Source organism: Erwinia oleae (assembly GCF_000770305.1).
GTDB lineage: Bacteria > Pseudomonadota > Gammaproteobacteria > Enterobacterales > Enterobacteriaceae > Erwinia > Erwinia oleae.
Genome location: NZ_JNVB01000027.1, coordinates 44,438 through 69,189, shown reverse-complemented (window position 1 = coordinate 69,189; position 24,752 = coordinate 44,438). Strand labels below are relative to the sequence as shown.

Here is a 24,752-nt window from a genome sequence, read left to right as displayed (position 1 = left end):
ATCTCCACTCAGCGGATTACTAAGTTTTTTTTCGGTTATTCGTCTCATTGCGAGAGGCTTCGCAAAACCATTGCTGCGTTAATGAAAACGTAAAATTTTCGCTGAAGAAGGCTCGCATGAAGCGCTATTTTGACTGGCGACGCCGCCAGCAAACTGGAAAAGTGGCAGCATGAAAAACGCTTACGGATTTACCCTGATGGAAGTGCTTATCGTCATGATCATCGCCAGCGTGCTGGGCATTGCCAGCGTTGCGGGCTGGCAAGGATGGCAGCAACGGCAGCGCCTGAATGACGCAGCCCGACAGATACAGCTTTTTTTGCTGCGTCAACGCAGCGAGGCAAACTGGCTTAATGAATCGCGGCTGCTCTGGGCAAAAAAAGGCGATAAATGGTGCCTGGGCAGCGGGAAACCTTTGGCAGACTGCTCGGGCAAAAGCTCGCGATGGGTTAATGCGGCCTGGCAGGGGATTACGCTGCTCTCGCTAACTGACGACGTGGGATTTTACGGACGGCGAAACGTGGCGAAGCCGGGCAGAGTGGTTATCGCCGGTGCGGCGGGCGAGCGCCACATTATTATCTCCTCCCGTGGGCGGGTACGCGTTTGCCAGCCGGAAGGGGAAGGGTGTCCGTGAAAACATCAGGGTTCACGCTGCCTGAGATGCTGATAGCGCTTGCCATTGGCAGCACGTTGATGATAGGCGCGGCACGCATGTTGCCTCTGTTACAGATGTACAACCTTCGCAGCCTGACGATGTTTCAGCTAAAGGAAGAGATGCAGCAAATGACTAATACGCTGGAGAAAGCGGTGCGCCGCGCGGGATATTGTCGCGGAGAGTGTCAGGGCGACGCACTGAAAGCAGAGGGCATTTCAGGCACGTGTCTGCTGGTTCGATGGGATGAAAACAGCAACGGCAAATGGGACGCGGTGGAGCGGGACGACAGCGACTTCTATGGCTATCGTCTTCGCGGAGGAAATCTGGAAGTGCAGCGAGGCGTTGACCGCTGCGATGGCGCAGGCTGGGAAAAACTTAACGATCCGGCAGTAATGGTAATAAGCGATTTCCGCATCGTCCGGCATGGAAGACAAGTTCGTTTGACGCTGAGCGGCTATGCGAAGGCTTTCCCGCAGCAGCCTGTTGTAACGGAACGCTGGATAACGGCGGTGAACCTGTGAAGGAACAACAAGGAGGTGGCTTGCTGATAGCGGTGATCCTGCTGTTAATGATGTCAGCAACTTTGCTACACGCAACGCGCAGACAGCTTGATGATTCTTTGAGCGTGGTGGTAAAAGAGAGTCGCTATATACGTCAATACAGCCTTGCCGCTTCAGCGCTGGCGTGGGGTTCAAAACGGCAATGGTCTGCGAAGGATGACAGCTGGTATTGTCAAACAGAGAATATATACCGCTGGCGGGCCTGCCTGAGAGGTTTAACAGCAGAGAGTTATCTTATGCGCGGCGATAGCGGGCCCGGCAGCGTGGCGCATTTTCAGTGGATGATACCGGGCAGCGAACCCGCAAAAATGATGCCGGTACCGCATGGCTGGATAGATTATTGCCCGCTTGCTCAGGAAAAGATGTGTGAGCCAGATGAATAATCAGCATGGTTTCAGCCTGCCTGAAACGCTGTTTGCGCTACTGCTTTTCTCGCTGAGCACCACGGCGCTTATGCAGTATCAGTTAGCGCTGGCGAAAGGATTCGAATTGCAGACTCAACAGCGAAATGCCCTGCGTCTGGCCTGGCAGCGCTTCGAAGGCTATCAGGCCCCGGAATGGCGGAGTGAACTCTCCTCCCGGCCCGGTCCGCATGGGTGCCAGCTACAAACGGCGAACGTAACAAGCCCTGCCGGGCGTGAAGCGGAGCTGACGTTATTAGTCTGCCCGTAGTCTTCATCGCATTGTTAGCCCCTTTAATTTGCAAGCGGCTTCGGAAGGGTTACAGTATTCGCGCAAAGCGAAATAGCGCATTCAGGAGCAGTGATGTTTACGGTTTACCACTCAAATCAGCTGGATTTATTGAAAACGCTGGCGGCATGGCAGATTGAAAATCAGCCGCTACGCGACCCGTTCCGGCAGGAGGTGATTCTGGTTCAGAGTCACGGTATGGCGCAGTGGCTACAGATGTCGCTGGCTACTGAGTTTGGTATCGCCGCAAATATCACCTTTCCCCTGCCTGCCAGCTTTATATGGGAAATGTTTATGCGTGTTCTTCCCGACATCCCGGAAGAGAGCGCTTTTACTCAATCCGGCATGAGCTGGAAGCTGATGGCTATTCTGCCAGAGATGCTGACGCAGCCTGAGTTTGCTGCGCTTCAGCATTATCTCATCGACGATGATGACAAGCGCAAGCTGTTCCAACTCGCCTCGCGCGTTGCCGATCTCTTCGATCAGTATCTGGTTTATCGTGCTGAATGGCTGAACAGCTGGGAGAAGGGCCAGCTTATTGAAGGGCTTGATGAGGCTCAGCGCTGGCAGGCTCCGCTCTGGAGAGCGCTGGTTGATTATACCCGACAGCTTGGGCAGCCTGGCTGGCATCGCGCAAATCTCTACGCTCGCTTTATATCGGCCCTTGAAAAAAGTCGCGTTCGCCCTGCCGGCTTGCCGGATCGCGTCTTTATCTGCGGCATCTCTGCGCTACCGCCGGTCTATCTCCAGGCGCTCCAGGCGTTGGGCAGGCACATTGATGTTCATCTGCTGTTTACGAATCCCTGCCGCCACTACTGGGGCGATATCCAGGACTATGCTTTTCTGGCGAAACTGCAAAGCCGCCGACGCCAGCACTATCAGCAGCAGCATGAAAGCGCGCTGTTTCGTCAGGACGATGCATCCGGGCTGTTTAACGAACAGGGTGAACAGCAGTTAAGCAACCCGTTGCTGGCCTCATGGGGCAAGTTGGGAAGAGATAACCTTTTTTTACTTGCGCAGATGGAGTGCCGGGAAATCGACGCCTTTGTCGATATTGAACCCGCCACGCTGTTGCAGTCTCTTCAGCGGGACATGCTTGAACTTGAGGATCATGCCGTTATCGGGTTGAAAGCCGAGGAGTGGGAGAACAGCCGGCGTAAGCGTCTGCTTGCTCATGAGGATCGCTCCGTGAGTATTCACCTCTGCCATAGCCCGCAGCGTGAGATCGAAGTGCTCCAGGACAGGCTGTTGGAGATGATGGCGCAGCAACCCGCGCTGCTGCCGCGCGATATCATCGTGATGGTTGCGGACATTGATACCTATGCGCCTTTTATCCAGGCGGTTTTTGGTAATGCTCCTGCGGAGCGTTACCTGCCCTTTGCCATATCTGACCGTCGGGCCAGCCAGGCGCATCCGGCGCTACAGGCCTTTATCACGCTTCTTACCCTGCCTGAAAGCCGTTTTACCTCCGGTGAAGTGCTGGCGCTGCTGGAAGTTCCTGCCATTGCAAGCCGCTTCTCGATTGATGAAGAGGGCCTTAAACGCCTGCGGAACTGGGTTAATGAGTCAGGTATTCGCTGGGGGCTGGATGATGAGACGGTACGCGACCTGGATCTTACTCCGACCGGGCAGCACACGTGGCAATTTGGCCTGTCGCGAATGCTGCTGGGTTACGCGATGAACAGCGAAGCCGGAGACTGGCAGGGCATTTTGCCCTATGACGAAAGCAGCGGCTTAATTGCCGAACTGGCGGGTTATCTGGCCGAGCTGCTGATGCGCCTGCGTCACTGGCGTGAAACAATGTTAGCGGCACGCGATCTGGAAAGCTGGCTGCCGTTGTGCCGTGAACTGACGGATGACTTTTTCAGCGGCGATGCCGATACCGAAGCGGCGCTGGCTCTGATTGAAGAACAGTGGAAAACAACCATCGGCGATGGCATCCAGGCCGGTTGTCGGCAGGCGATCCCGCTTTCGTTGCTGCGTGACGAGCTTTCGGCCCGGTTGGATAAGGAGCGGGTAAGCCAGCGCTTTCTCGCCGGGCCGGTAAATTTTTGTACCCTGATGCCGATGCGCTCGATACCTTTCAAGGTCGTTTGCCTGCTGGGTATGAACGATGGTGCTTACCCACGAGTGCAGCCGCCGCTGGGTTTTGATCTGATAAGCCAGCAGCCGCAAAAAGGCGACCGCAGCCGCCGTGAGGACGATCGCTATCTGTTTCTTGAAGCGATTAACTCGGCGCAGCAGCAGCTCTATATCAGCTATATCGGCCGCACCATCCAGGATAATGCGAAGCGTTTTCCCTCGGTGCTGGTCAGTGAACTGGTGGACTATATCAGCCAGAGTTTTTGCCTGGCAGAGGATGTGGAACTCGACGTGGACAGCAGCGCAAAAAAAGTTGCGGACCATATTCAGCATCTGCACAGCCGCATGCCTTTCGCTGCCGAAAACTTCTCTTCGCATTCGCGTTTTCAGAGCTATGCGGCTGAGTGGTTACCTGCGGCGAGCGCCAGTGGCACCGCGCATCCGCCCTTTATGCAGACGTTGCCAGCGCCTGAAATCAGCGAGGTAGGTTTTGAGCAGCTGCTGCGGTTCTGGCGTCATCCGGTACGTGCCTTTTTCAATCAGCGGCTTGGCGTCAGTTTTCATTTAGAAGAGACGGATTTGCCGGATGCAGAGCCTTTTACTCTCGATAATTTAAGCCGCTATCAGCTCAATATGCAGTTGCTTAACACCCTTATTGAGGACCGTCCTGGCGAACTCCTCTATGCACGCCAGCGCGCAGCGGGACAGCTTCCTTACGGAGCGTGGGGAGAACTGTTCTGGCAGGAGCAATCAGACGAGATGTCGGAGCTGGCCAGCCGGGTGAGTGCGCAACGTAAAGAGGCCGTTAGCTGGGAAATAAACCTGAAGTCGGGCGGCGTACAGGTGAACGGGTGGCTACAACAGGTGCAGGATGATGGTCTGCTGCGCTGGCGACCGGGCCATCTGAACCTTACCGATGGGCTGGCTCTCTGGCTTGAACATCTGGTTTACTGCACGCTGGGCGGTAAGGGAACAAGCCGCATGTTTGGTCGTAAAGAGAGCCAGTTTTGCTTTCACGCGCTGACAGCGGAGCAGGCCGCGGAATGGCTGGCGCGATATGTTGAAGGTTATCTTTCGGGGATGAGCGCGCCACTTCTGCTTCTGCCAAAAGCGGGAAGCGCCTGGCTTGAAGCCAGCTATGACGAAAAAAATTCAGTAATTGTGCGTGATGACAGCGCCCGTGCAAAAGCGCGCATCAAGCTTTTACAAGCCTGGCAAGGGAGTTTTCAGTTTGAAGGCGAAGGCACCGATCCTTATCTTTCGCGCCTGTTCCGTAATCTTGACGACGACAGGATGGAAGAGATCGCACGCAACGCGGAAACCTGGCTGCTGCCGCTGCTACAAATGAATGATAAAGGCGCCAGGACATAATGGCTTCGTATGAGACGGCAGGCCAACTTTTGACGACATTCCGCAAAAGTTGCTGTAGTGTTACTTTATAACTATTTCACGCTTAAAATTTACTTTCTGTACACAGCCGGAAAATAAATTTTCAGAGTCATCGCGCCTGGCGCGCGATCCCTGATACCGGACAGAGAAAAGAAAAGACCTTCAAGGAGTTTCGATGTTTCGCAATGCAGTGTGGTTAAGCAGTTTTGTTCTGCTTTTTGCTTTTTGGTGTTCGCCCACTCAGGCACAGTCAGGGTGGCAGCCGACTCCTGATACAATCGGCAAAAGTGAGAAAGATCCGCGTCAGTATCAGGCAATTCGCCTAGACAACGGCATGACGGTGCTGTTGGTATCCGACCCGCAGGCGACCAAATCGCTCTCCGCGCTGGCTATTCCTGTTGGCTCGTTGGAGAATCCGCGCAATCAGCAGGGGCTGGCCCACTATCTTGAACATATGGTGCTGATGGGTTCGAAACGCTATCCTGAACCGGATAACCTCGCTGAGTTCCTGAAAAAGCACGGCGGCAGTCATAACGCCAGCACCGCCTCTTACCGCACTGCCTTTTATCTCGAAGTGGAAAATGATGCCCTCCAGCCTGCGGTTGACCGGCTGGCTGATGCCATCGCTGAGCCCCTGCTCGATCCGGTTAATGCGGATCGCGAACGTCATGCGGTCAATGCGGAACTGACCATGGCACGCTCACGTGACGGGCTGCGTATGGCGCAGGTCGGCGCAGAAACGCTGAACCCGGCACATCCTTCATCGCTATTTTCCGGTGGTAATCTGGAGACGCTGAAGGATAAACCGGACGGTAAGCTGCATGACGCCCTGACGGCTTTTTATCAGCGCTACTACTCCGCCAACCTGATGAAAGCGGTTATCTACAGCAGCAAACCAATGGATGAACTGCAAAAGATTGCCACATCGACGTTTGGGCGTGTTGAAAATCACGATGCCACGGTGCCTGATATTTCCGTGCCAGTGGTTACCGATAAGCAAAAAGGCATCATTATTCATTATGTGCCCGCCCAGCCGCGCAAGCAGCTTAAAGTGGAGTTTCGTATTGAAAACAACAGTGACAAATTCCGTAGTAAAACCGATACGCTCATTGCCTACCTGATTGGCAACCGAAGCAAAAACACCTTGTCCGACTGGCTGCAAAGCAATGGCCTGGCGGATTCAATCGATGCGGGCGCCGATCCGGTCGTTGACCGCAACGGCGGCGTCTTTTCTATTTCCGTTTCGCTTACCGACAAAGGGCTTGCCGAACGCGATCGGATTATCGCTGCCATTTTCAGCTATCTGAATAAGCTGCGGAGCGACGGTATCGATAAACGCTATTTCGACGAAGTGGCTAACGTACTGGCGCTGGATTTCCGCTATCCCTCTATTACCCGCGACATGGACTATATTGAGTGGCTCGCCGACATGATGCTACGTGTTCCGGTTGCCGATACGCTTGATGCGCCATATCGCGCCGATCGCTACGATCCGCAAGCTATTCAGGCACGACTTGACGGTATGACGCCGCAGTCAGCGCGCATCTGGTATATCAGCCCGAATGAGCCACATAACAAAACGGCCTATTTTGTTAATGCGCCTTATCAGGTCGACAAAATCAGCGCGAAGCAGTTTTCCGACTGGCAGGCCGCCAGCGCCAAAATTGCGCTTTCGCTGCCGGTGCTGAATCCCTATATCCCTGATGATTTCACGCTGATTAAACCCGGTAAAAAGTATGCCCATCCTGAAGAGTTAGTAAACCAGCCGGGGCTGAGAGTGTTTTATATGCCAAGCCAGTTCCACGCCGACGATCCCAAAGCGAATATTACGCTGACCCTGCGTAACAAGGCCGCTGTCGGTACGGCAAAAAATCAGGTGCTGTTTGCGCTCAATGATTATCTTGCCGGGCTTGCGCTGGACGAGCTGAACTCTCAGGCCTCAGTTGGCGGCATCAGCTTCTCAACCAGCGAAAACGGCGGCGCCTCATTCAACGCCAGCGGTTTCACGCAGCGCCTGCCTGATTTGATGAAAACGCTGCTGTCGCGCTATGCCACCTTCCAGCCCGACGCGCAGCAGCTTGAACAGGCGAAGTCCTGGTATCTTGAAAGACTGGACGCGGCTGATAAAGGCAAAGCCTATGAGCTGGCGATCCAGCCCGCGCAAATGCTGTCGCAGATCCCCTACACGCAGCGCAACGAGCGGCGAAAGCTAGTGCCACAGGTCACGCTTGACGACCTTAAAACCTATCGCAAAATGCTGCTTGAGAATGCCACGCCTGAACTGGTGGTCATCGGTAATATGAGCGCCGAAAGCGTTAAAACCCTGGGAACAGAGCTTAAAACACAACTGGCGTGCGCGGGTCAAGAGTGGTGGCACAGTCAGTATCTGGCGATAGATAAGAAAACGTCCGCAAACCTTCAGCGCAAAGGCAGCAGCACTGACTCCGCGCTGGCGGCGCTGTATGTTCCGCTCGGTATTAACGAGTATGACAGTATCGCCAGCAGTTCGATGCTCAGCCAGATCGTTCAGCCCTGGTTCTATAATCAGCTTCGTACGGAAGAACAACTGGGTTATGCGGTTTTCTCTTTCCAGATGCCGATTGGTCGCCAGTGGGGTATCGGCTTCCTGCTGCAAAGCAACACGAAGCAACCCGCTTACCTGCTTTCGCGCTTTCAGGCGTTTTATCCCACGGCTGAAAAACGACTGCGCGCATTGAGCAACGAGGATTTTGCCCAGTATCAGAAAGCCATGATTAACGAACTGAAACAGCGACCGCAGACGCTGGATGAGGAGGCGGGGCGCTTCAGTAAAGATTTTGACCGCGGCAACTATCAGTTTGATACGCGGGAGAAAGTTATTGAGCGTATTGCGGCGCTGACGCCGACCTCGCTGGCGGATTTCTTCCATAGGGCAGTAATCGAACCGCAGGGGTTGACCCTGCTTTCACAGGTTTCCGGCGATCGCCACGGCAGCGCGGACTATGCAAAACCTTCCGGCTTCACTACCTGGCAGGAGGTCTCAACGCTGCAACAGTCGTTTCCGGTTAAAAGCGATAAGCCATGAAGCCAGAAGCCCAACGTCTTGACCCCCTTACGCTGCCGCTGGATGGCGTAAGGCTCATTGAAGCCTCGGCGGGAACGGGCAAAACGTTTACTATCGGGCTGCTCTATCTGCGCCTGCTGCTAGGGCTGGGCAGAAGCAGGCCGCTTTCGGTTGAAGAGATCCTGGTTGTGACCTTTACCGAGGCGGCAACGGCCGAGCTGCGGGGCCGTATTCGCGCCAATATTCACCAGTTACGTATTGCCTGCCTGCGTGGCTACACGTCGGATGCCATGCTGGCGGCGCTGATGGCACAGATCGCCGATCCTGCTCAGGCTGCTGCCGCGTTGCTTGCTGCTGAGCGGCAGATGGATGATGCGGGTATCTTCACCATTCACAGCTTCTGTCAGCGCATGCTAAATCTTAATGCGTTTGAGTCTGGCATGCTGTTTGAGCAACAGCTCATTGAAGACGAATATCCTTTGCGTCGCCAGGCCACGGCCGACTTCTGGCGACGCAACTGCTACCCTTTACCGCTGCCCATAGCGAAAGTGATGACGCAGCTCTGGCAGGGGCCGGAACAGCTGCTGGCCACGTTATATCCCTGGCTGAACGGCGAAGCACCCGCTTTCAAATATCCGGCTGATGTGCAGGAAACCCTTACTGACCGTCATGAAAAAATCATCGCCAGAATTGAAGCAATGAAATCGGCCTGGCTGGCGGCAGGCAGTTTGCATGATCTTATTGCACAGTCTGGCGTGGACAAGCGTAGTTACAGTAGTAAGCACTTACCAAATTGGCTGGAAAAAATTACTTTGTGGGCGGCTGAACCTACCGAAGACTACGCCATTCCGAAAGATCTTGAGCGGTTTGGGCAGCGTATTCTTTTTGATAAGACGAAAAAAGGCGAAGCGCCACGCCATCCACTTTTTGACGAAATTGATCGCTTCCTTGCCGAACCGCTTTCGCTTCGCGAGTTGGTGATTGCCCGCGCGCTCAGTGAAATCCGCTTTGCCACGCAAAAAGAGAAGCGGCTGCATGCGCAACTGGGATTTGACGATTTACTGGGACGACTCGACAGCGCGCTTCAACAGCCGTCGGGTGAAGCACTGGCGCAGGCTATTTATAACCGCTATCCGGTAGCGCTGATTGATGAGTTCCAGGATACCGATCCGCAGCAGTACCGTATTTTCCACCGTCTTTATGGTCAGCAGCAGGGGACGCTGCTATTAATTGGCGATCCAAAGCAGGCGATTTATGCTTTTCGCGGTGCGGATATCTTCACCTATATGAAAGCGCGAAACGAAGTCAGCGCTCACTATACGCTTGATACAAACTGGCGCTCTTCACCTGCCATGGTCAACAGCGTGAACCGGCTCTTCTCACAGTTAAATAATCCGTTTCTCTTCAGCGACATTCCTTTTCTAACAGTGAAGCCCGCTGCCAAAAATAGCGCGCTCAGCTTTACGGTTGAGGGAGAAGTCCAGCCTGCATTACGGCTGTGGCTACAGCCCGGCGATGGGGTTGGAGTAAGCGATTACCAACAGTTTATGGCTCGCCATTGCGCGGCGGATATCTGTCGCTGGCTGGCGGCCGGACAGCAGGGACTTGCGCTGATTGGCCACGGCGAAGACCAGCGTCCGGTGGCGGCGTCAGATATCACCGTACTGGTACGAAGCCGCAGCGAAGCGGCTATCGTACGTGAAGCGCTTAACGGTTTAAATATTCCTTCCGTATACCTTTCCAATCGCGACAGCGTGTTCACCACGCCGGAAGCGCGTGAAATGCTGTGGCTGCTTCAGGCCGTGCTGGCGCCGGAGCAGGAGCGTATGTTGCGCAGCGCGTTAGCTACCAGTATTTTCGGGCTGGACGCGCCTGTGCTGGATGCGTTGAGCCAGGACGAGCGCGCCTGGGATGCGCTGGTGGATGAGTTCGATCGCTACCGTCAGCGCTGGCTGACGCGCGGCGTCCTGCCGATGCTGCGTGAAATGATGACAAACCGGCAGATCGCCGAAAACCTGCTGGTCTCCGAAAGCGGCGAGCGCAGATTGACCGATCTGCTGCATCTGGGCGAGCTGTTACAGGAAGCCTCCGCGCAGTTGGACAGCCCGCATGCGCTGGTGCGCTGGCTGGCGCAGGAGATCGCCCGGCCAAACGGGCAGTCTGCCAGCCAGCAGCTGCGGCTGGAGAGCGATCGCCATCTGGTGCAGATCGTCACCGTTCATAAATCGAAAGGACTGGAGTATCCGCTCGTGTGGCTACCGTTTGCCGCCAACTATCGCGAAGCGCGCGCCGGAGTGTATCACGATCGTCAGACGTGGCAGGCGCTGCTGGATCTGCGCGAAGACGCCGAGAGCATCGAGCTGGCGGAAGAGGAGCGGCTGGCAGAAGACCTGCGTTTACTTTACGTCGCTCTGACCCGTTCGGTCTGGCACTGTAGCGTGGGCATCGCGCCGCTGGTAAAGGGCAGCCGTAAAAAGGAGGGCACCAGCGACGTTCACCGCAGCGCCATTGGTTTTTTGCTGCAAAAAGGGGAAGAAGGCGATGCTGCGATGCTGCGCACGCGGCTTGCCGAATTACAAAGCGATGCGATTGAGATTGTGAACGCAGAGGTTCCGTCCGAAATCCCCTGGCAGCCACAGCAGGATGCGCCCGGTGAACTGCGTAGCCTGCGTATTGCCCGTCAGCTAAATGATGACTGGCGGGTAACCAGCTACTCCGGGTTGCAGCAGCACGGTCACCCGGTAACATTTGAACTGCTGCCCAGGCTGGACGTTGATGCCGCGGGTGAGGCGAGCCCGCAGACGGCGTCGCAGCGGACGCCGCACACCTTTCCGCGCGGTGCCGCGCCGGGCACATTTTTGCACGGGCTGTTTGAAAATATCGATTTCACTCAACCGCCGGATGAAGCGTGGATGGCGGCGCGTCTGGCCGGGCAGGGCCACGATGAAGCCTGGCTGCCGGTTATGCAGCAGTGGCTGACTCGCGTTTTGCATACGCCGCTCAATGATACCGGCGTCAGCCTGAGCCAGCTGGCACCTGATAAACGACAGGTTGAATTACAGTTCTGGCTGCCGGTGCAGCAGATGCTGCGCGCCGATCGCCTCGATCGCCTGATGCGTCATTACGATCCGCTCTCCGCCGGCTGCCCGCCGCTCAACTTTCAGCAGGTACAGGGTATGCTGAAAGGCTTTATCGATCTGGTTTTTGTCTGGCAGGGTAAGTACTACCTGCTGGACTACAAGTCCAACTGGCTGGGTGACTCAGGCGAAGCCTATACGCCGCAGGCGATGGCGCTGGCCATGCAGGCACACCGTTACGATTTGCAGTATCAACTCTATACACTGGCGCTGCATCGTTACCTGCGGCACCGGCTGGCTGATTATGATTATGAGCAACATTTTGGCGGCGTTATCTATCTTTTCTTGCGCGGCGTTGATGGCGCATCCGACGATAGCGGGTTGTTTCGCACACGGCCTGACGCGGAATTTATTGCTGCGCTGGACGCGCTGTTCGCCGGAGAGAAACCGTCATGAGTAATATCGTCCAACTGCTGCTGGAGGCCTGCCGGCAGAAACTGCTGCGCTCGCTGGACGTGCAGTTTGCGCAGATGGTGGCCAGCGAGGCGCAGCCAGCGCTGATGCTGGCGGCGGCCTGTGTCAGCGCTGAGGCGGGAGAGGGGCATGTCTGCCTGCCGCTGGCGTCGTTTACCGAGGAGGCGCTGTTTGAGGGGCGTCATCCGGAACTGGCCCGGCAGCTTTGGCAGGCAGCTGACACACCCGACTGGCAGACGCTGCTGGCCTCGGAGGCGGCGGTGGGAGACGGCAGCACGGCAACGCCGCTGGTACTGCATCAGCAACGTCTCTATCTGCATCGTATGTGGCAAGCCGAAGGCCATGTCGCGCGCTTTATTCTGCGTCAGACGCCGCAGGACATCTTTGACGAAACGCGCCTGCGCACGGCGCTCGATCGTCACTTCGGCCAGCAACCCGATGACTGGCAGAAGATTGCCGCCGCAGTGGCCCTTACCCGCCAGGTGTCGGTGATTTCAGGTGGGCCGGGCACCGGTAAGACCACCACTGTCGCCCGCTTGCTGGCGACGCTGTTGGAACTGTCGGGCGGCACGCTGCGCGTACGGCTTGCGGCGCCGACCGGCAAGGCCGCCGCGCGTTTGACCGAGTCGCTGGGCAAGGCGCTTGCGCAACTGGCAATAAGTGAAGAAGAAAAACAGCGCTTTCCCGCAGAGGCCACCACGCTGCATCGCCTGCTCGGTGCGATGCCCGGTAGCCAGCGCATGCGCTATCACGCGGGTAACCCGCTGCATCTTGACGTGCTGGTAGTGGATGAGGCATCAATGGTTGATCTGCCGATGATGGCGAATCTGATCGCTGCGCTGCCGCAACAGGCAAAAGTTATTTTCCTGGGCGACCGCGATCAGCTTGCTTCCGTCGAGGCGGGTGCGGTGCTTGGCGACATCTGTCGCTGCGCTGAATCGGGCTACAGTCTGGCGCGCGCCGCGCAGTTAGTACGCCTGACCGGCTGCGACATTGACGGGGTGGATAATGCATCCGCGCCGCAGGTGCGCGACAGCATCTGCCTGCTGCGTAAAAGCTACCGTTTTGACGCCTCATCCGGCATTGGTCAACTGGCGCTGGCCGTCAATGCCGGAGATACGCGACGTGTGGAAAAGGTTTTTACCGCCGGTTTTCCCGATCTTGAACGTTTCCCGCTGCGTAACCGCGAAGAGTATCAGCATCTGCTTCATGCCTGCGTGGAGGGTTATCGTCACTACCTTGAGCGACTGGCCAGCGGCGCAAGCGCGCGCGAGGTCATCGATGCTTTTGGCCGCTTTCAGCTTCTTTGTGCGTTGAGGGAAGGGCCGTTTGGCGTGTCAGGGCTGAACGAGCGGATAGAGGCTTCACTGGGGCAAAAAGGGTTGATCAGGCGGCCGCCCGGTGCCAGCAGCAAGTGGTACGTTGGACGGCCGATAATGATCGCCCGTAACGACAGCGCGCTGGGGCTTTTTAATGGTGATGTTGGCATTGCCATGAATGATGATGAGGGCGTGCTGAAGGTGTTTTTCCCCTTATCTGACGGCACCCTTCGCGCGGTGCAGCCCAGCCGACTGCCGCCCTATGACACCGCTTTCGCCATGACGGTGCATAAATCGCAGGGCTCGGAATTTAACCATACGCTGTTGGTTTTACCCAACCCGTTTACGCCGATACTGACGCGCGAACTGGTCTATACCGCTATCACGCGCGCCAGAAATCGCCTGACGCTTTATGCTGATAGCGGCGTTCTCCATGAGGCGGTAAAACTACGCACGCGGCGTCGCAGCGGTCTGGTGGAGCGACTGGCCGACGCGTCAAGCCTGCCTGGCGTGGCGTAAATCAGCCATCAACACCTTGGAGCGGCGCTGATAGTTGTACATCTGCTTTTTGCTTTCAGGCAGCATATCCACATCAACCGGCGTGAAGCCGCGCTCCTGAAACCAGTGAATACTGCGCGTGGTGAGCACAAATAGTTTTTTCAGCCCCATCTGACGCGCCTGAAGCGCCACGCGTTCCAGCAGCGCTTCGCCTCTGGACGAACTGCGGTAGTCGGGATGCACAGCCACGCAGGCCATCTCGCCGATCTCCTCTTCCGGGAAGGTATAAAGCGCCGCACAGGCAATAGTCAGGTTATCGCGTTCAATAATGGTGAACTTATCAATCTCCATTTCTAACTGCTCGCGCGAGCGGCGAACCAGAATCCCCTGCTGCTCAAGCGGACGGATCAGTTCCAGAATGCCGCCGATATCATTGATCGTGGCGCGGCGGATCTGCTCAGCGCTCTCCATAACAATTTGCGTACCGATACCGTCGCGGGAAAACAGCTCCTGGAGCAGCGCGCCGTCTTCACGGTAGCTGATCAGGTGGCTGCGGCGCACGCCGCTGCGGCAGGCTTTGACCGCACCGCGCAGGAAACGCACGGTGCCCGAAAGGAAATCGCCTTCATTTTCCATCTGGTCAATGCGCTGCTGCGCCTCATTGGGGAAGAGTTCGGAGACGATATTGCCTTCGCTGTCGATCGCGCCTTGTTCAGAGCAGAAGCCAATCATTTTTTCGGCCTTCAGCTTGATCGCCAACTGCGTGGCAACTTCTTCGGAGGTGAGGTTAAAGCTTTCACCGGTAACGGAAACCGCCACCGGGCCAAGCAGCACGATGGCGCCGCTGTCGAGCTGACGGTGGATCGCCTCTTCATCAATACGACGGATGCGGCCGCTGTGGCAGTAGTCCACGCCGTCATCAACGCCCAGCGGCTGCGCAATAATAAAGTTGCCGCTCACCACGTTGATATGCGCACCCTGCAACGGCGTGTTGCTCAGGCTCATCGACAGACGGGCGGTAATATCCAACTGGAGACGCCCGGCCGCCTGCTTGATCAGCTCAAGGGCGTGCGCATCGGTCACGCGGATATGCTTATGATAAAGCGGTTCGAGCTGGTGTCCGGCGAGGTTAGCATCAATTTGCGGACGCGCGCCGTACACCACCACCAGGCGAATGCCGAGACTGTGTAGCAAGCCAATATCGTTGACGATGCCGGAAAAGTTATCATGCTCAATGGCCTCGCCACCCAGCATAATGACAAACGTTTTACCACGGTGGGCATTGATATAGGGAACCGTATGGCGAAACCCCTGAACCAGCTCGGTACTCCGTTCCTTCACGTCAACTCCTCTGTGAATTTTTATTCGTCAAAACTGTATTTTTATTCTTTTTATCCGTTTGATGCAAGTAACAATTATTATTTGTTTTCAACCAATAGCGCGTAAAGTTTCTCTTTATCAGCCGGTTTATTGATGACACCGTCCGCCTGATTCGCTAAAGTTTTTCACCATTGTCATCATTTGGCTTTTTTTTGTACATACCACAGCAGACTGGGACAGTATGACCGATTTATCTTCTCCGGGCAGAAGGCGATGGCTAAAGAGCGCGGGCGCTGTGCTGTTGCTCAGCGTCAGTAAAGTTGGCCTGGCTGCGCAAAATATTGTTGCGATACGCATCTGGCCCTCATCGACCTACTCGCGACTTACCCTCGAATCCGGCACATCACTCCGTTATAAGCAGTTTGCATTAAGCAATCCTCAGCGGATCGTGGTGGATATTAAAAACATAAACCTTAATCATGTGCTCAGGAACGTGGGCAACCTGGTGCGCAGCGACGATCCCTATATAAAGAACGCGCGCGTCGGGCAGTTCGATCGCGATACGGTACGGCTGGTGATTGAGCTGAAACAAAACGTCACGCCAAAAGTCTTTACGCTTGAACCCGTGGCCGGGATCCGTCATCGCCTGGTGCTGGATCTCTATCCGGCCAGCAACCGCAGCAGCAATCATCAGGACGATCCGCTGCTGGCGCTGTTGGAGGAGTATAACAAGGGCGATCTGGAGAGCAGCCAGCCAGCGGAGGCGGCGCTGCCAGGCAAGGCCGGACGGGACAGACCAATTGTGATCATGCTCGATCCCGGTCACGGTGGCGAGGACTCTGGCGCTGTGGGTAAAAACAAGACGCGAGAAAAGGACATCGTGCTGAAAATTGCCCGCCGTCTGAAAACGTTGATTGATAAAGAGCCCAATATGCGCGCCTGGATGACGCGCAACGAAGACGTGTTTATTCCTTTAAAAGTGCGGGTGGCGAAAGCGCGTAAGCAGCGCGCAGATCTGTTTGTTTCTATTCACGCCGACGCCTTTACCAGCCGCGCCGCGCGTGGTTCGTCCGTTTTCGCACTGTCGACCAGCGGCGCAACCAGCACCGCCGCGCGCTATCTGGCGCAGACGCAAAACGAATCTGACCTGATCGGCGGCGTCAGCCGCAGCGGCGATCGCTACCTCGATCACACCATGTTCGATATGGTGCAGAGCCTGACCATTAACGACAGCCTGAAATTTGGCCGGGAAGTGCTCTCAAGGCTGGGCAAGGTAAATCATCTGCATAAAAAAACGGTCGATCAGGCCGGTTTTGCCGTACTGAAGGCGCCGGATATCCCTTCGATTCTGGTGGAAACGGCGTTTATCAGTAATCTGGATGAGGAGCGCAAGTTGCGTACCACGCGCTTTCAGCATCAGGTGGCGGATTCCATTCTGGCAGGTATTAAAGCCTATTTCGCCAACGGCGCGCCGCTGGCGCCGCGAAAATAGCAGAAGCGTTGTCACAGGGAGGTGGCAATCGGGGAAATTCAGAAACAAAAAAACACCCGTTAAGGTGTTTAAGTGGTTGCGGGAGCCGGATTTGAACCGACGACCTTCGGGTTATGAGCCCGACGAGCTACCAGGCTGCTCCATCCCGCGTCCGTCTACTACTGGTTGCCGCTTCCATCACGACAACGATTTCTACTGCTTCTCTCAACGAGAGATTGGTTGCGGGAGCCGGATTTGAACCGACGACCTTCGGGTTATGAGCCCGACGAGCTACCAGGCTGCTCCATCCCGCGTCCGTGGATGCGCACTATACGCTGCCTCGTTTTTGATGCAACCCCCTTTTGCAATAAAGTGGATAAAATAGCGCTAATTGCCTAATTTCTCCGCATGTTGCCGCATTGTTATCCTTGTTTGGACAACATTTCAGCGAGCACGTTTAATTCTGTCAGACGCTTTGCTATCTTCGGTCGCGAATGGCGTAAAAAGGTAAAAAGAAGAATGAAAGGAAATTGGGCAAAGTATGCGGTCACCGGGCTGGTTATCGCCGTGCTGGCCGGGTGTTCATCAAAACCGACCGATCGTGGGCAGCAATATAAAGACGGCAAGCTGGAAGCGCCGCTGGGCCTGGTGAACCAGCCTAATGCGAAAGGCCGACCGGTAAACGGAAAAGATTTTGTCGATCAGGTGATGGAGGTGCGATATGCCTCCTCCGCGCTCTATTCACGTCATACCAGCACCTACAACGCGCTGCAAAGCTGGCTGATGGCCGGCGGCGACACGCGACAGCTTCGCCAGTTTGGTCTGAATGCTTACCAGATGGAAGGTACTGATAACTATGGCAACGTCCAGTTTACCGGCTACTACACGCCCGTTATTCAGGCACGCTACACCCGTCAGGGCGAGTTCCAGTATCCGCTTTATCGTATGCCGCCGCGCAGCCGTGGCGGACGCCTGCCCAGCCGCGCAGAGATTTACAGCGGCGCGCTGAGCGAGCGTTACGTCATCGGCTACAGCAATTCGCTGATGGACAACTTTATTATGGACGTGCAGGGCAGCGGCTACGTTGACTACGGCGATGGTCGTCCGCTGATGTTCTTCGGCTATGGCGGCAAAAACGGCCATGCTTATCGCAGCATCGGCAAAGTATTGATCGACCGGGGCGAAGTGAAGCGGGAAGATATGTCGATGCAGGCTATCCGCAAATGGGGCGAGGAGCACAGCCCGGCCGAAGTGCGCGAACTGCTGGAACAGAATCCGTCCTTTGTTTTCTTCAAGCCAGAGGATTTCGCGCCGGTGCGCGGCGCCAGCGCCGTTCCGCTGATCGCCAAAGCTTCTGTTGCATCCGATCGCGCGCTGATCCCGCCGGGTACGGCGCTGCTGGCGGAAGTTCCGCTGCTGGACAACAACGGTAAATTTACCGGAAAATATGAGATGCGCATGATGGTGTCTCTCGACGTGGGCGGCGCCATTAAAGGACAGCACTTCGATATTTATCAGGGCATCGGCGATCAGGCCGGGCATATGGCCGGCTGGTTTAACCACTATGGCCGCGTTTGGGTGCTGAACGCCGCGCCCGGCGCCGGAACGCCGCTGTTCTCGACCGCGCAAAACAGTTCGCCGTTCAGCCAGTAGCCCTTTGTGGGCTGCAAGCGCGGCCCGCACTATTTCTGAGGTAAAAATGACTTCTCTTTCTGACGCCTGGCTTCAGCGCTTTGGCGGTACGGCGCGGCTATACGGGCAGGACGCGCTGCGCCTGTTCGCCGATGCGCATATCTGCGTTGTCGGCATCGGCGGCGTGGGCTCCTGGGCCGCCGAAGCGCTGGCACGCACCGGCATCGGCGCCATCACGCTGATTGATATGGATGATGTCTGCGTCACCAACACCAACCGCCAAATCCATGCCATGAAAGAGACGGTGGGACAGGCGAAAACGGAGATCATGGCGGCGCGGATTCTGGCAATCAATCCCGAATGTCGCGTGACCTGCGTCGATGATTTTATCACCGCTGATAATGTGGCCGGGCTGATCACGAAAGATTTCACCTGGGTGATCGACGCGATTGATAGCATGCGGCCAAAGGCGGCGCTGCTGGCCTGGTGCCGACGCAATAAGATCCCGCTGGTGACCACCGGCGGCGCGGGCGGGCAGATCGATCCAACGCAGATCACGGTTGCTGACCTGGCGAAAACCATTCAGGACCCGCTGGCGGCAAAACTGCGCGAGCGGTTGAAGCACGATTTTGCCATCGTGAAGAATAGTAAAGGCAAGCTGGGTATCGACTGCGTGTTCTCTACCGAAGCGCTGGTTTACCCGCAGCCGGACGGTTCGGTGTGCGCGTCGCGCAGCACGGCGGAAGGGCCCAAGAGAATGGACTGCGCCTCTGGCTTCGGTGCGGCGACGATGGTGACGGCAACTTTTGGTTTTGTCGCCGTTTCTCACGTCCTGAAAAAAATGCTGGCGAAAGCCGCGCGATCATGAATTCGCTGCGCGGGTAACGGCGGCGGCCAGCGCGTTCAGTCCGGCGCTGCGCGAAGCGCTGAGCTGATTGCGTAATCCCAGCGCTTCAAACAACGCCAGCGGATCGTTGTGCTTCAATGTTTCCGCGTGCTGGCCCTCTATGGCGGTGAGCAGCACCGCCAGCAGCCCGCGAACGATACGGCCTTCGCTGTCGCCATAGAAATGCAGCCTGCCGTCCGCCAGCGACTGATGCCCCAGCCAGACGCGATTTTCACAGCCGCTTAGCTCAATCTCAGCCACCTTCAGCGCTTCCGGCAGCGGCGGTAATTGCTTACCCAACAGAATAAGCTGACGATAGCGCTCTTCCCATTGCGTAAAGGCAGAAAATTCCAGCTTCAGGCTATCGATGGTAATCAGATCGCCAAAAGGATGCGGAGCGAGCAGTTCGTTACTCATCATGACTCTCCCAGAAGATCAACGGCGGTGGCCAGGCCGCTAACCAGCGCCTCGACGTCCGCATGCGTATTATATGGGGCAAAAGAGGCGCGTAGCGTGCCGCTGACGCCCAGCGCCTGGATCAGCGGCTGCGCACAGTGCTGCCCCGCACGCAAACAAATGCCGCTTTCCGCCAGTAGCGTGACCACATCGCTGTGATGCAGACCTTTAATATCGAAGGAGAGCAGGCTGGCGCCGCTGGTGCGAAAGCTGCGGAAACCAGGCAGGGCGGCGAGGCGTTCTTCTGCCCGGTCGGTCAGTTCGCGGCTCCAGTTCTCTGCCGCCGTCATATCGCACGTTTCAAGCCAGGAGAGCGCGGCGCTCAGGCCGATTACGCCCGCCACGTTTGGCGTGCCCGCTTCAAAGCGCCATGGAACCGGCTGCGGCGTAAAGCCGTCAAAGCTCACGACGCTTAGCATCTTGCCGCCGCCCTGCCAGGGCTGCATCTCTTCCAGCAGCGCCGTTTTGCCATACAGCACGCCAGTTCCCATCGGGCCATAGAGCTTGTGGGCGGAAAAAGCGTAGAAGTCGATATCCAGCGCCGTCACATCCGGCGGCGCGTGAACCACGCCCTGCGCGCCGTCGATCATCACCTTTGCGCCAGCCTGATGCGCCAGCGAAATGGCGCGTGCAATATCCGGACAACCGCCGGTAACGTTCGACATCTGCCCCAGCGCCAGCACTTTTGTTCGCACTGAGAGCAGCGCCGGGAGCTGGTTGATAGCAGGAAGGCGATCGTCGCCAAGCGGCCACTTTATTACCTTCGCGCCGGTCTGCGCCGCGACCATCAGCCATGGCACCAGGTTTGCGTGGTGCTCGGCCTCGCTGACCACAATCTCGTCGCCCGGCCGTAAGCGGGGACGAAAGTAGCCCTGCGCCACCAGATTGATGGCTTCGGTGGTGCCTTTAGTCCAGACAATATTTTTTGCGTCAGGCGCGTTCAACAGACCAGCGACCTGGCTTCTGGCGTGCTCGTAGCGTTCTGTCAGCGCCTGTGCTTCAGCGAACTGACTGCGGTGCACCGTGCCGGCGCTGAGACTATAAAACTGGCGCGTTGCGTCAATCACCGCCAGCGGCTTCAGCGTGGTGGCGGCGCTGTCGAGGTAAACGCCTGCATCGTTCAGCGCGGGGAACTGCTGACGAAAGTCGGTGACGTTAAATAGAGTCATTTTCTTCTCTGCATCATTAATGAATAAGTGCGGTATTGTTCAGGACCAGACTGAATTAAAGGCCATTTTCTGGCAATGTTGCCAAAGCGCGTTATGCTGGATTATGCAAGGTTTAGACTATTACCCGCAAATAAGAGACCTTCCGGCTGGCTGTGTTTTACTTTCAGGCTACGCTCTTAGGGTGGTTTATCGCACTTCTATCTGCAAGGAGATATAAAGATGAAAAAATTAGCTGCTATTATGGCCGCCTGCGCCATGACCTTTACCCTGGCTGCGTGTTCCAGCAACTATGTTATGCATACCAATGATGGTCGCACTATCGTTGCCGACGGCAAACCTGTCGTTGATGATGATACCGGTATGATTAGCTATAAGGATGCCAATGGTAACAAACAGCAAATTAACCGCTCTGATGTTAAAGAGATGGTAGAGATGGGCCAGTAAGTTCCAGATAAAAAAAAGCACCGCAATTTGCGGTGCTGTTAAATCGTTTTGGACAGACAGGTAAATCTTACGTTAAAAGGTAGCGACGCTACCGGATCTGAAAATCGTCAGATCAATTGCAAACACAACATCACGACCACAAGCCAAAAACCGCTAAAATCTGCGTAACAACTCAAACTTTAAACCGTTTTTCGTTCCGGCTCTGGAAGTGCGGCAACTATAGGTATTTGCTGGCGCATCCTCAACGGACAATTTATAATGCTTCGGATAAAAAAAACTAATACGTAATGTGCCACAAGGCGCCTTGCGTCTGACTCGCTGACTCACGTATCCGGTAAACATGTCCAAACGTCTTCCTCCACTCAATGCGCTACGCGTTTTCGATGCTGCCGCGCGTCATCTCAGCTTTACCAAAGCCGCTGAGGAGCTGTTCGTGACCCAGGCCGCGGTCAGTCATCAGATTAAATCTCTGGAAGATTTCCTTGGCCTGAAGCTGTTCCGACGCCGTAATCGTTCACTGCTGCTCACGGAAGAGGGGCAAAGTTACTCTCTCGATATCAAAGACATTTTTACCGCGCTCAATGACGCCACGCGCAGGCTTCAGGCACGCAGCGCCAAGGGCGCGCTGACCGTCAGCCTGCTGCCGAGCTTTGCGATCCAGTGGCTGGTGCCTCGCCTTTCCAGCTTTAATACAGCTTATCCGGGGATCGACGTACGCATTCAGGCCGTTGACCGCGATGAAGAGAAACTGGCCGACGATGTCGATGTGGCGATTTTTTACGGGCGCGGCAACTGGCCTGGCCTTCGGGTGGAAAAACTCTATGCCGAGTATCTCTTGCCCGTCTGCTCGCCGCTGCTGCTGACCGGCGATCGCCCACTAAAAACGCCGGCAGATCTGGCTAACCACACGCTGTTGCATGACGCGTCACGGCGCGACTGGCAGTCCTATACCCGCCAGCTGGGCGTGGCGCATATTAACGTGCAGCAGGGGCCGATTTTCAGCCACAGCGCGATGGTGTTGCAGGCGGCGATCCACGGTCAGGGCATTGCATTAGCCAATAACGTGATGGCGCAAACGGAGATCGAAGCGGGGCGTCTGGTCTGCCCGTTTAACGACGTTTTAGTCAGCAAACATGCTTTTTATCTGGTTTGTCATGACAGCCAGGCAGAACTGGGTAAAATAGCCGCCTTCCGGCAGTGGATTCTGGCAAAAGCGGCCAGCGAGCAGGAAAAGTTTCGCTTTCGTTATGAAAGCTGAGTAATGAATTTATTACGCGTGGCCGAGGCGGCGCGTACCACCATAGAGGATGACGGTGATGTCGAGTCGTGCAATGCTGGTTTTTTCAGCGATTAGCGGGCTGGTGTTTGTCATGCTGGGCGCGTTTGGCGCTCATGTATTGAGTAAGTCTCTGGGGCCAACTGAGATGGCCTGGTTGAAAACCGGTCTGGACTATCAGGGCTTCCATACGCTGGCGATTATCGGGCTGGCTGCCGCCATGCTGCGGCGCGCCAATATCTGGTTTTACTGGAGCAGCGCGCTGCTCGCGCTGGGAACGGTGCTTTTTAGCGGCAGCCTTTATTGTCTGGCGCTGTCTCATCTTAAATTGTGGGTGTACGTAACACCCGTCGGCGGCACCTGTTTCCTGGTGGGCTGGCTGTTAATGTTAGTTGGCGCGCTGCGTCTGAAAAAGAAGGCAGAACGTCATGAATAAGGTTTTACTCTATTGCCGCCAGGGTTTTGAGAAAGAGTGCGCGGCGGAAATTACCGCCCGTGCCGCCGCCCTGGAAATCTTCGGTTTTGCGCGTGTTAAAGACGATTCCGGCTATGTGCTTTTTGAGTGTTATCAGCCCGGCGAGGCGGAAAAGCTGATTGCCACGCTGCCGTTCAGCCAGCTTATTTTTTCTCGTCAGATGCTGGTGGTAGGCGAACTGCTGCGCGATCTTCCTTCTGAGGATCGCATTACGCCGGTGGTGGCGATGCTTACCGGGGCGGTAGAGAAAGGCGGTGAACTGCGCGTTGAGGTGCCGGACACCAATGAAAGCAAAGAGCTGCTGAAGTTCTGCCGTAAATTCACCGTTCCGCTACGAGCCAGCCTGCGTTCGGCGGGCGTTCTGCTCAACTATGAGAGCAATAAGCGCCCGGTGGTGCATGTCTTTTTCATCGCCCCTGGCCACTGCTATGTGGGCTACTCGCTGCCGCAAAACAATTCGCCATTCTTTATGGGCATACCGCGATTAAAATTCCCGGCCGATGCGCCAAGCCGATCCACGCTGAAGCTGGAAGAGGCCTTTCACGTTTTCGTGCCTGCCGATGAGTGGGAAGAGCGCCTCGGCAGCGGTCTGTATGCGGTGGATCTGGGCGCCTGCCCCGGCGGCTGGACCTATCAGTTAGTGAAGCGCAGCATGATGGTTCACGCGGTGGATAACGGCCCGATGGCGCCGAGCCTGATGGATACCGGGCAGGTTTTCCATCACCGTGAAGATGGTTTCAGATACCGTCCGACGCGCAGCAACATCTACTGGCTGGTGTGCGATATGGTGGAAAAACCGGTTCGCGTGGCTAATCTGATGGCGGACTGGCTGGTAAACGGCTGGTGCCGCGAAACCATTTTCAATCTTAAGCTGCCGATGAAAAAACGCTATGAAGAGGTTTCACAGAACCTGGCGATGATCGATGAGAAGCTGAAAGCCAACGGCATCAACGCGCAGATCCAGGCGCGGCAGCTCTATCACGATCGTGAAGAGGTGACGGTGCATATCCGCCGCATCTGGAGCGCCTCGCCGGGTCGTCGCGACTAGTCCGGTAAACCCGTTCGATCGGCGGGCGGGGGCGGCAATCTTAAATCCTTCAGGTTTCCTTCCAGCGCCAGGTCGGTTTTTAGGGTGGCGACCTGCCGACAGATCTGCGCCGCATCGCGATGCTGCTCCAGCTTCTTACGCCATTTCTCTGGTACGGACTGGATATTTTTGTAAATACCCTCAATCGACCCAAAGGATTGCAGCAGCTCAGCAGCACTTTTTGCGCCGATGCCCGGCACGCCGGGAATTTTACTGCTGCTGATGCCCGTCAGTCCCCAAAAGTCCGGCAGCTGTGCTGGCGTCACGCCAAATTCGCTGGCGATAAAAGGCACGTCCAGCCAGCGTTTCTGAAAGTAGTCGCGGATCAGAATTTGCGGCGCCAGAAGCTGACAATATCCCTTATCCGTAGAAACGATAGTGGCCTGATGGCCGCTTTCCGCCACCTTCGTCGCCAGCGTAGCGGCTAGATCGTCCGCTTCTTCGCCGGCATTGTGCCAGCAGCGCACGCCCGCGCTTTCAAACGCAGCGCGCAGCGCGGGCATCTCCTGTTGCAGCGAATCGGGCATTGGCGTTCGCCCGGCCTTGTAGTCAGGCAGCAGCCGATGCCGCCAGCCTTCGCGACGCTCTTCGTCGTCAAATACCGCCACAGCGTGGGTGGGCTGGCTGTGCATCAGCAACTGCTGTAGCGCATGCACGCATGCCTGTTGGCAGGGCGATCCCTGAACCGCATGAATGCGGCGAATAAGATTAAGAGCATCAACAATCAGCAGGTGAAGAGTCATAAGCAGCGT

Annotated in this window: 19 protein-coding genes and 2 tRNA genes; 15 read left to right on the top strand and 6 right to left on the bottom strand. The window is 56.2% G+C overall.

What is annotated here, in order from left to right; genetic code table 11:
- Positions 1-169 precede the first annotated feature (169 nt).
- The 8 genes from GS12_RS10845 to recD all read left to right on the top strand — a co-directional run bounded on the left by GS12_RS10845 (position 170) and on the right by recD (position 13,805).
- Complete coding sequence (locus GS12_RS10845; protein ID WP_034946790.1) at positions 170-631, top strand: prepilin-type N-terminal cleavage/methylation domain-containing protein; 462 nt, start codon at positions 170-172, stop codon at positions 629-631.
- On the top strand, positions 622-1,173 hold the full coding sequence (locus GS12_RS10840) for a prepilin peptidase-dependent protein (RefSeq protein WP_034946788.1): 552 nt from the start codon (positions 622-624) through the stop codon (positions 1,171-1,173). Before GS12_RS10845 ends, GS12_RS10840 begins: the two co-directional genes overlap by 10 nt.
- Positions 1,170-1,595 carry a DUF2509 family protein gene (locus tag GS12_RS10835; protein ID WP_034946786.1) on the top strand — a complete coding sequence of 142 codons (426 nt, stop codon included), beginning with the start codon at positions 1,170-1,172 and terminating at the stop codon, positions 1,593-1,595. The genes GS12_RS10840 and GS12_RS10835 overlap by 4 nt, the downstream gene beginning before the upstream one ends.
- Positions 1,588-1,884: a prepilin-type N-terminal cleavage/methylation domain-containing protein gene (locus tag GS12_RS10830; RefSeq protein ID WP_034946783.1), complete on the top strand. Its 297-nt coding sequence runs from the start codon at positions 1,588-1,590 to the stop codon at positions 1,882-1,884. Before GS12_RS10835 ends, GS12_RS10830 begins: the two co-directional genes overlap by 8 nt.
- 93 nt (positions 1,885-1,977) lie before the next feature.
- Complete coding sequence (gene recC, locus GS12_RS10825) at positions 1,978-5,355, top strand: exodeoxyribonuclease V subunit gamma (protein ID WP_034946780.1); 3,378 nt, start codon at positions 1,978-1,980, stop codon at positions 5,353-5,355.
- Positions 5,356-5,548: 193 nt separating this feature from the next.
- Complete coding sequence (ptrA, locus tag GS12_RS10820; RefSeq protein ID WP_034946777.1) at positions 5,549-8,437, top strand: pitrilysin; 2,889 nt, start codon at positions 5,549-5,551, stop codon at positions 8,435-8,437.
- Complete coding sequence (gene recB / locus GS12_RS10815) at positions 8,434-11,949, top strand: exodeoxyribonuclease V subunit beta (RefSeq protein ID WP_034946774.1); 3,516 nt, start codon at positions 8,434-8,436, stop codon at positions 11,947-11,949. Before ptrA ends, recB begins: the two co-directional genes overlap by 4 nt.
- Positions 11,946-13,805: an exodeoxyribonuclease V subunit alpha gene (gene recD, locus GS12_RS10810; RefSeq protein WP_034946771.1), complete on the top strand. Its 1,860-nt coding sequence runs from the start codon at positions 11,946-11,948 to the stop codon at positions 13,803-13,805. Before recB ends, recD begins: the two co-directional genes overlap by 4 nt.
- Here recD and argA read toward each other — a convergent pair.
- Positions 13,782-15,125: an amino-acid N-acetyltransferase gene (gene argA, locus GS12_RS10805; protein ID WP_034916674.1), complete on the bottom strand. Its 1,344-nt coding sequence runs from the start codon at positions 15,123-15,125 to the stop codon at positions 13,782-13,784. The genes recD and argA overlap by 24 nt on opposite strands.
- Before the next feature lie 220 nt (positions 15,126-15,345).
- Here argA and amiC point away from each other — a divergent pair, with 220 nt between their 5' ends.
- The gene (gene amiC, locus GS12_RS10800) at positions 15,346-16,596 is read left to right on the top strand and encodes an N-acetylmuramoyl-L-alanine amidase AmiC (protein WP_034946769.1); all 1,251 of its coding nucleotides are present in this window, start codon (positions 15,346-15,348) and stop codon (positions 16,594-16,596) included.
- A 73-nt stretch (positions 16,597-16,669) separates the two neighbouring features.
- Here the strand turns inward: amiC and GS12_RS10795 are convergent.
- Positions 16,670-16,746 (bottom strand) — tRNA-Met (locus GS12_RS10795).
- A gap of 66 nt (positions 16,747-16,812) precedes the next feature.
- Positions 16,813-16,889 (bottom strand) — tRNA-Met (locus tag GS12_RS10790).
- A gap of 205 nt (positions 16,890-17,094) precedes the next feature.
- Between GS12_RS10790 and mltA the strand changes: the two genes are divergently transcribed.
- Together mltA and tcdA are read left to right on the top strand one after the other, a co-directional pair.
- Positions 17,095-18,228, top strand: coding sequence for a murein transglycosylase A (gene mltA / locus GS12_RS10785; protein ID WP_034946767.1), 1,134 nt, complete (start codon positions 17,095-17,097; stop codon positions 18,226-18,228).
- 46 nt (positions 18,229-18,274) lie between these two features.
- The gene (gene tcdA, locus GS12_RS10780; protein WP_034946766.1) at positions 18,275-19,075 is read left to right on the top strand and encodes a tRNA cyclic N6-threonylcarbamoyladenosine(37) synthase TcdA; all 801 of its coding nucleotides are present in this window, start codon (positions 18,275-18,277) and stop codon (positions 19,073-19,075) included.
- Here the strand turns inward: tcdA and csdE are convergent.
- Positions 19,070-19,510, bottom strand: a complete 441-nt coding sequence (csdE, locus tag GS12_RS10775) for a cysteine desulfurase sulfur acceptor subunit CsdE (protein ID WP_034946837.1) — start codon at positions 19,508-19,510, stop codon at positions 19,070-19,072. The two genes, tcdA and csdE, sit on opposite strands and share 6 nt — an antisense overlap.
- Positions 19,510-20,718: a cysteine desulfurase CsdA gene (gene csdA, locus GS12_RS10770; protein ID WP_034946763.1), complete on the bottom strand. Its 1,209-nt coding sequence runs from the start codon at positions 20,716-20,718 to the stop codon at positions 19,510-19,512. The genes csdE and csdA overlap by 1 nt, the downstream gene beginning before the upstream one ends.
- A 219-nt stretch (positions 20,719-20,937) precedes the next feature.
- Between csdA and GS12_RS10765 the strand changes: the two genes are divergently transcribed.
- The 4 genes from GS12_RS10765 (at position 20,938) to rlmM (ending at position 23,961) form a co-directional block, all read left to right on the top strand.
- Positions 20,938-21,162, top strand: coding sequence for a YgdI/YgdR family lipoprotein (locus GS12_RS10765; protein ID WP_034916665.1), 225 nt, complete (start codon positions 20,938-20,940; stop codon positions 21,160-21,162).
- A 340-nt stretch (positions 21,163-21,502) separates the two neighbouring features.
- A complete protein-coding gene (locus GS12_RS10760) occupies positions 21,503-22,420 on the top strand; it encodes a transcriptional regulator GcvA (RefSeq protein ID WP_034916664.1) in 918 nt (305 codons plus the stop codon).
- Positions 22,421-22,478: 58 nt separating this feature from the next.
- Positions 22,479-22,874, top strand: a complete 396-nt coding sequence (locus GS12_RS10755; RefSeq protein WP_034916662.1) for a DUF423 domain-containing protein — start codon at positions 22,479-22,481, stop codon at positions 22,872-22,874.
- Positions 22,867-23,961 (top strand): 23S rRNA (cytidine(2498)-2'-O)-methyltransferase RlmM, encoded by a 1,095-nt coding sequence (gene rlmM / locus GS12_RS10750; RefSeq protein WP_034946760.1) that lies wholly within the window; start codon positions 22,867-22,869, stop codon positions 23,959-23,961. The genes GS12_RS10755 and rlmM overlap by 8 nt, the downstream gene beginning before the upstream one ends.
- Here the strand turns inward: rlmM and xni are convergent.
- Positions 23,958-24,743: a flap endonuclease Xni gene (gene xni, locus GS12_RS10745; protein ID WP_034946757.1), complete on the bottom strand. Its 786-nt coding sequence runs from the start codon at positions 24,741-24,743 to the stop codon at positions 23,958-23,960. The genes rlmM and xni overlap by 4 nt on opposite strands.
- Positions 24,744-24,752 lie beyond the last annotated feature (9 nt).

Bases quoted from the DNA above. Each gene is read 5' to 3' on its own strand.
- GS12_RS10845 (WP_034946790.1), top strand. From the start codon at position 170: ATGAAAAACGCTTACGGATTTACCCTGATGGAAGTGCTTATCGTCATG.
- GS12_RS10830 (WP_034946783.1), top strand. From the start codon at position 1,588: ATGAATAATCAGCATGGTTTCAGCCTGCCTGAAACGCTGTTTGCGCTA.
- recC (WP_034946780.1), top strand. From the start codon at position 1,978: ATGTTTACGGTTTACCACTCAAATCAGCTGGATTTATTGAAAACGCTG.
- ptrA (WP_034946777.1), top strand. From the start codon at position 5,549: ATGTTTCGCAATGCAGTGTGGTTAAGCAGTTTTGTTCTGCTTTTTGCT.
- recB (WP_034946774.1), top strand. From the start codon at position 8,434: ATGAAGCCAGAAGCCCAACGTCTTGACCCCCTTACGCTGCCGCTGGAT.
- recD (WP_034946771.1), top strand. From the start codon at position 11,946: ATGAGTAATATCGTCCAACTGCTGCTGGAGGCCTGCCGGCAGAAACTG.
- amiC (WP_034946769.1), top strand. From the start codon at position 15,346: ATGACCGATTTATCTTCTCCGGGCAGAAGGCGATGGCTAAAGAGCGCG.
- mltA (WP_034946767.1), top strand. From the start codon at position 17,095: ATGAAAGGAAATTGGGCAAAGTATGCGGTCACCGGGCTGGTTATCGCC.
- tcdA (WP_034946766.1), top strand. From the start codon at position 18,275: ATGACTTCTCTTTCTGACGCCTGGCTTCAGCGCTTTGGCGGTACGGCG.
- csdE (WP_034946837.1), bottom strand. From the start codon at position 19,510: ATGAGTAACGAACTGCTCGCTCCGCATCCTTTTGGCGATCTGATTACC.
- csdA (WP_034946763.1), bottom strand. From the start codon at position 20,718: ATGACTCTATTTAACGTCACCGACTTTCGTCAGCAGTTCCCCGCGCTG.
- GS12_RS10765 (WP_034916665.1), top strand. From the start codon at position 20,938: ATGAAAAAATTAGCTGCTATTATGGCCGCCTGCGCCATGACCTTTACC.
- GS12_RS10760 (WP_034916664.1), top strand. From the start codon at position 21,503: ATGTCCAAACGTCTTCCTCCACTCAATGCGCTACGCGTTTTCGATGCT.
- GS12_RS10755 (WP_034916662.1), top strand. From the start codon at position 22,479: ATGTCGAGTCGTGCAATGCTGGTTTTTTCAGCGATTAGCGGGCTGGTG.
- rlmM (WP_034946760.1), top strand. From the start codon at position 22,867: ATGAATAAGGTTTTACTCTATTGCCGCCAGGGTTTTGAGAAAGAGTGC.
- xni (WP_034946757.1), bottom strand. From the start codon at position 24,743: ATGACTCTTCACCTGCTGATTGTTGATGCTCTTAATCTTATTCGCCGC.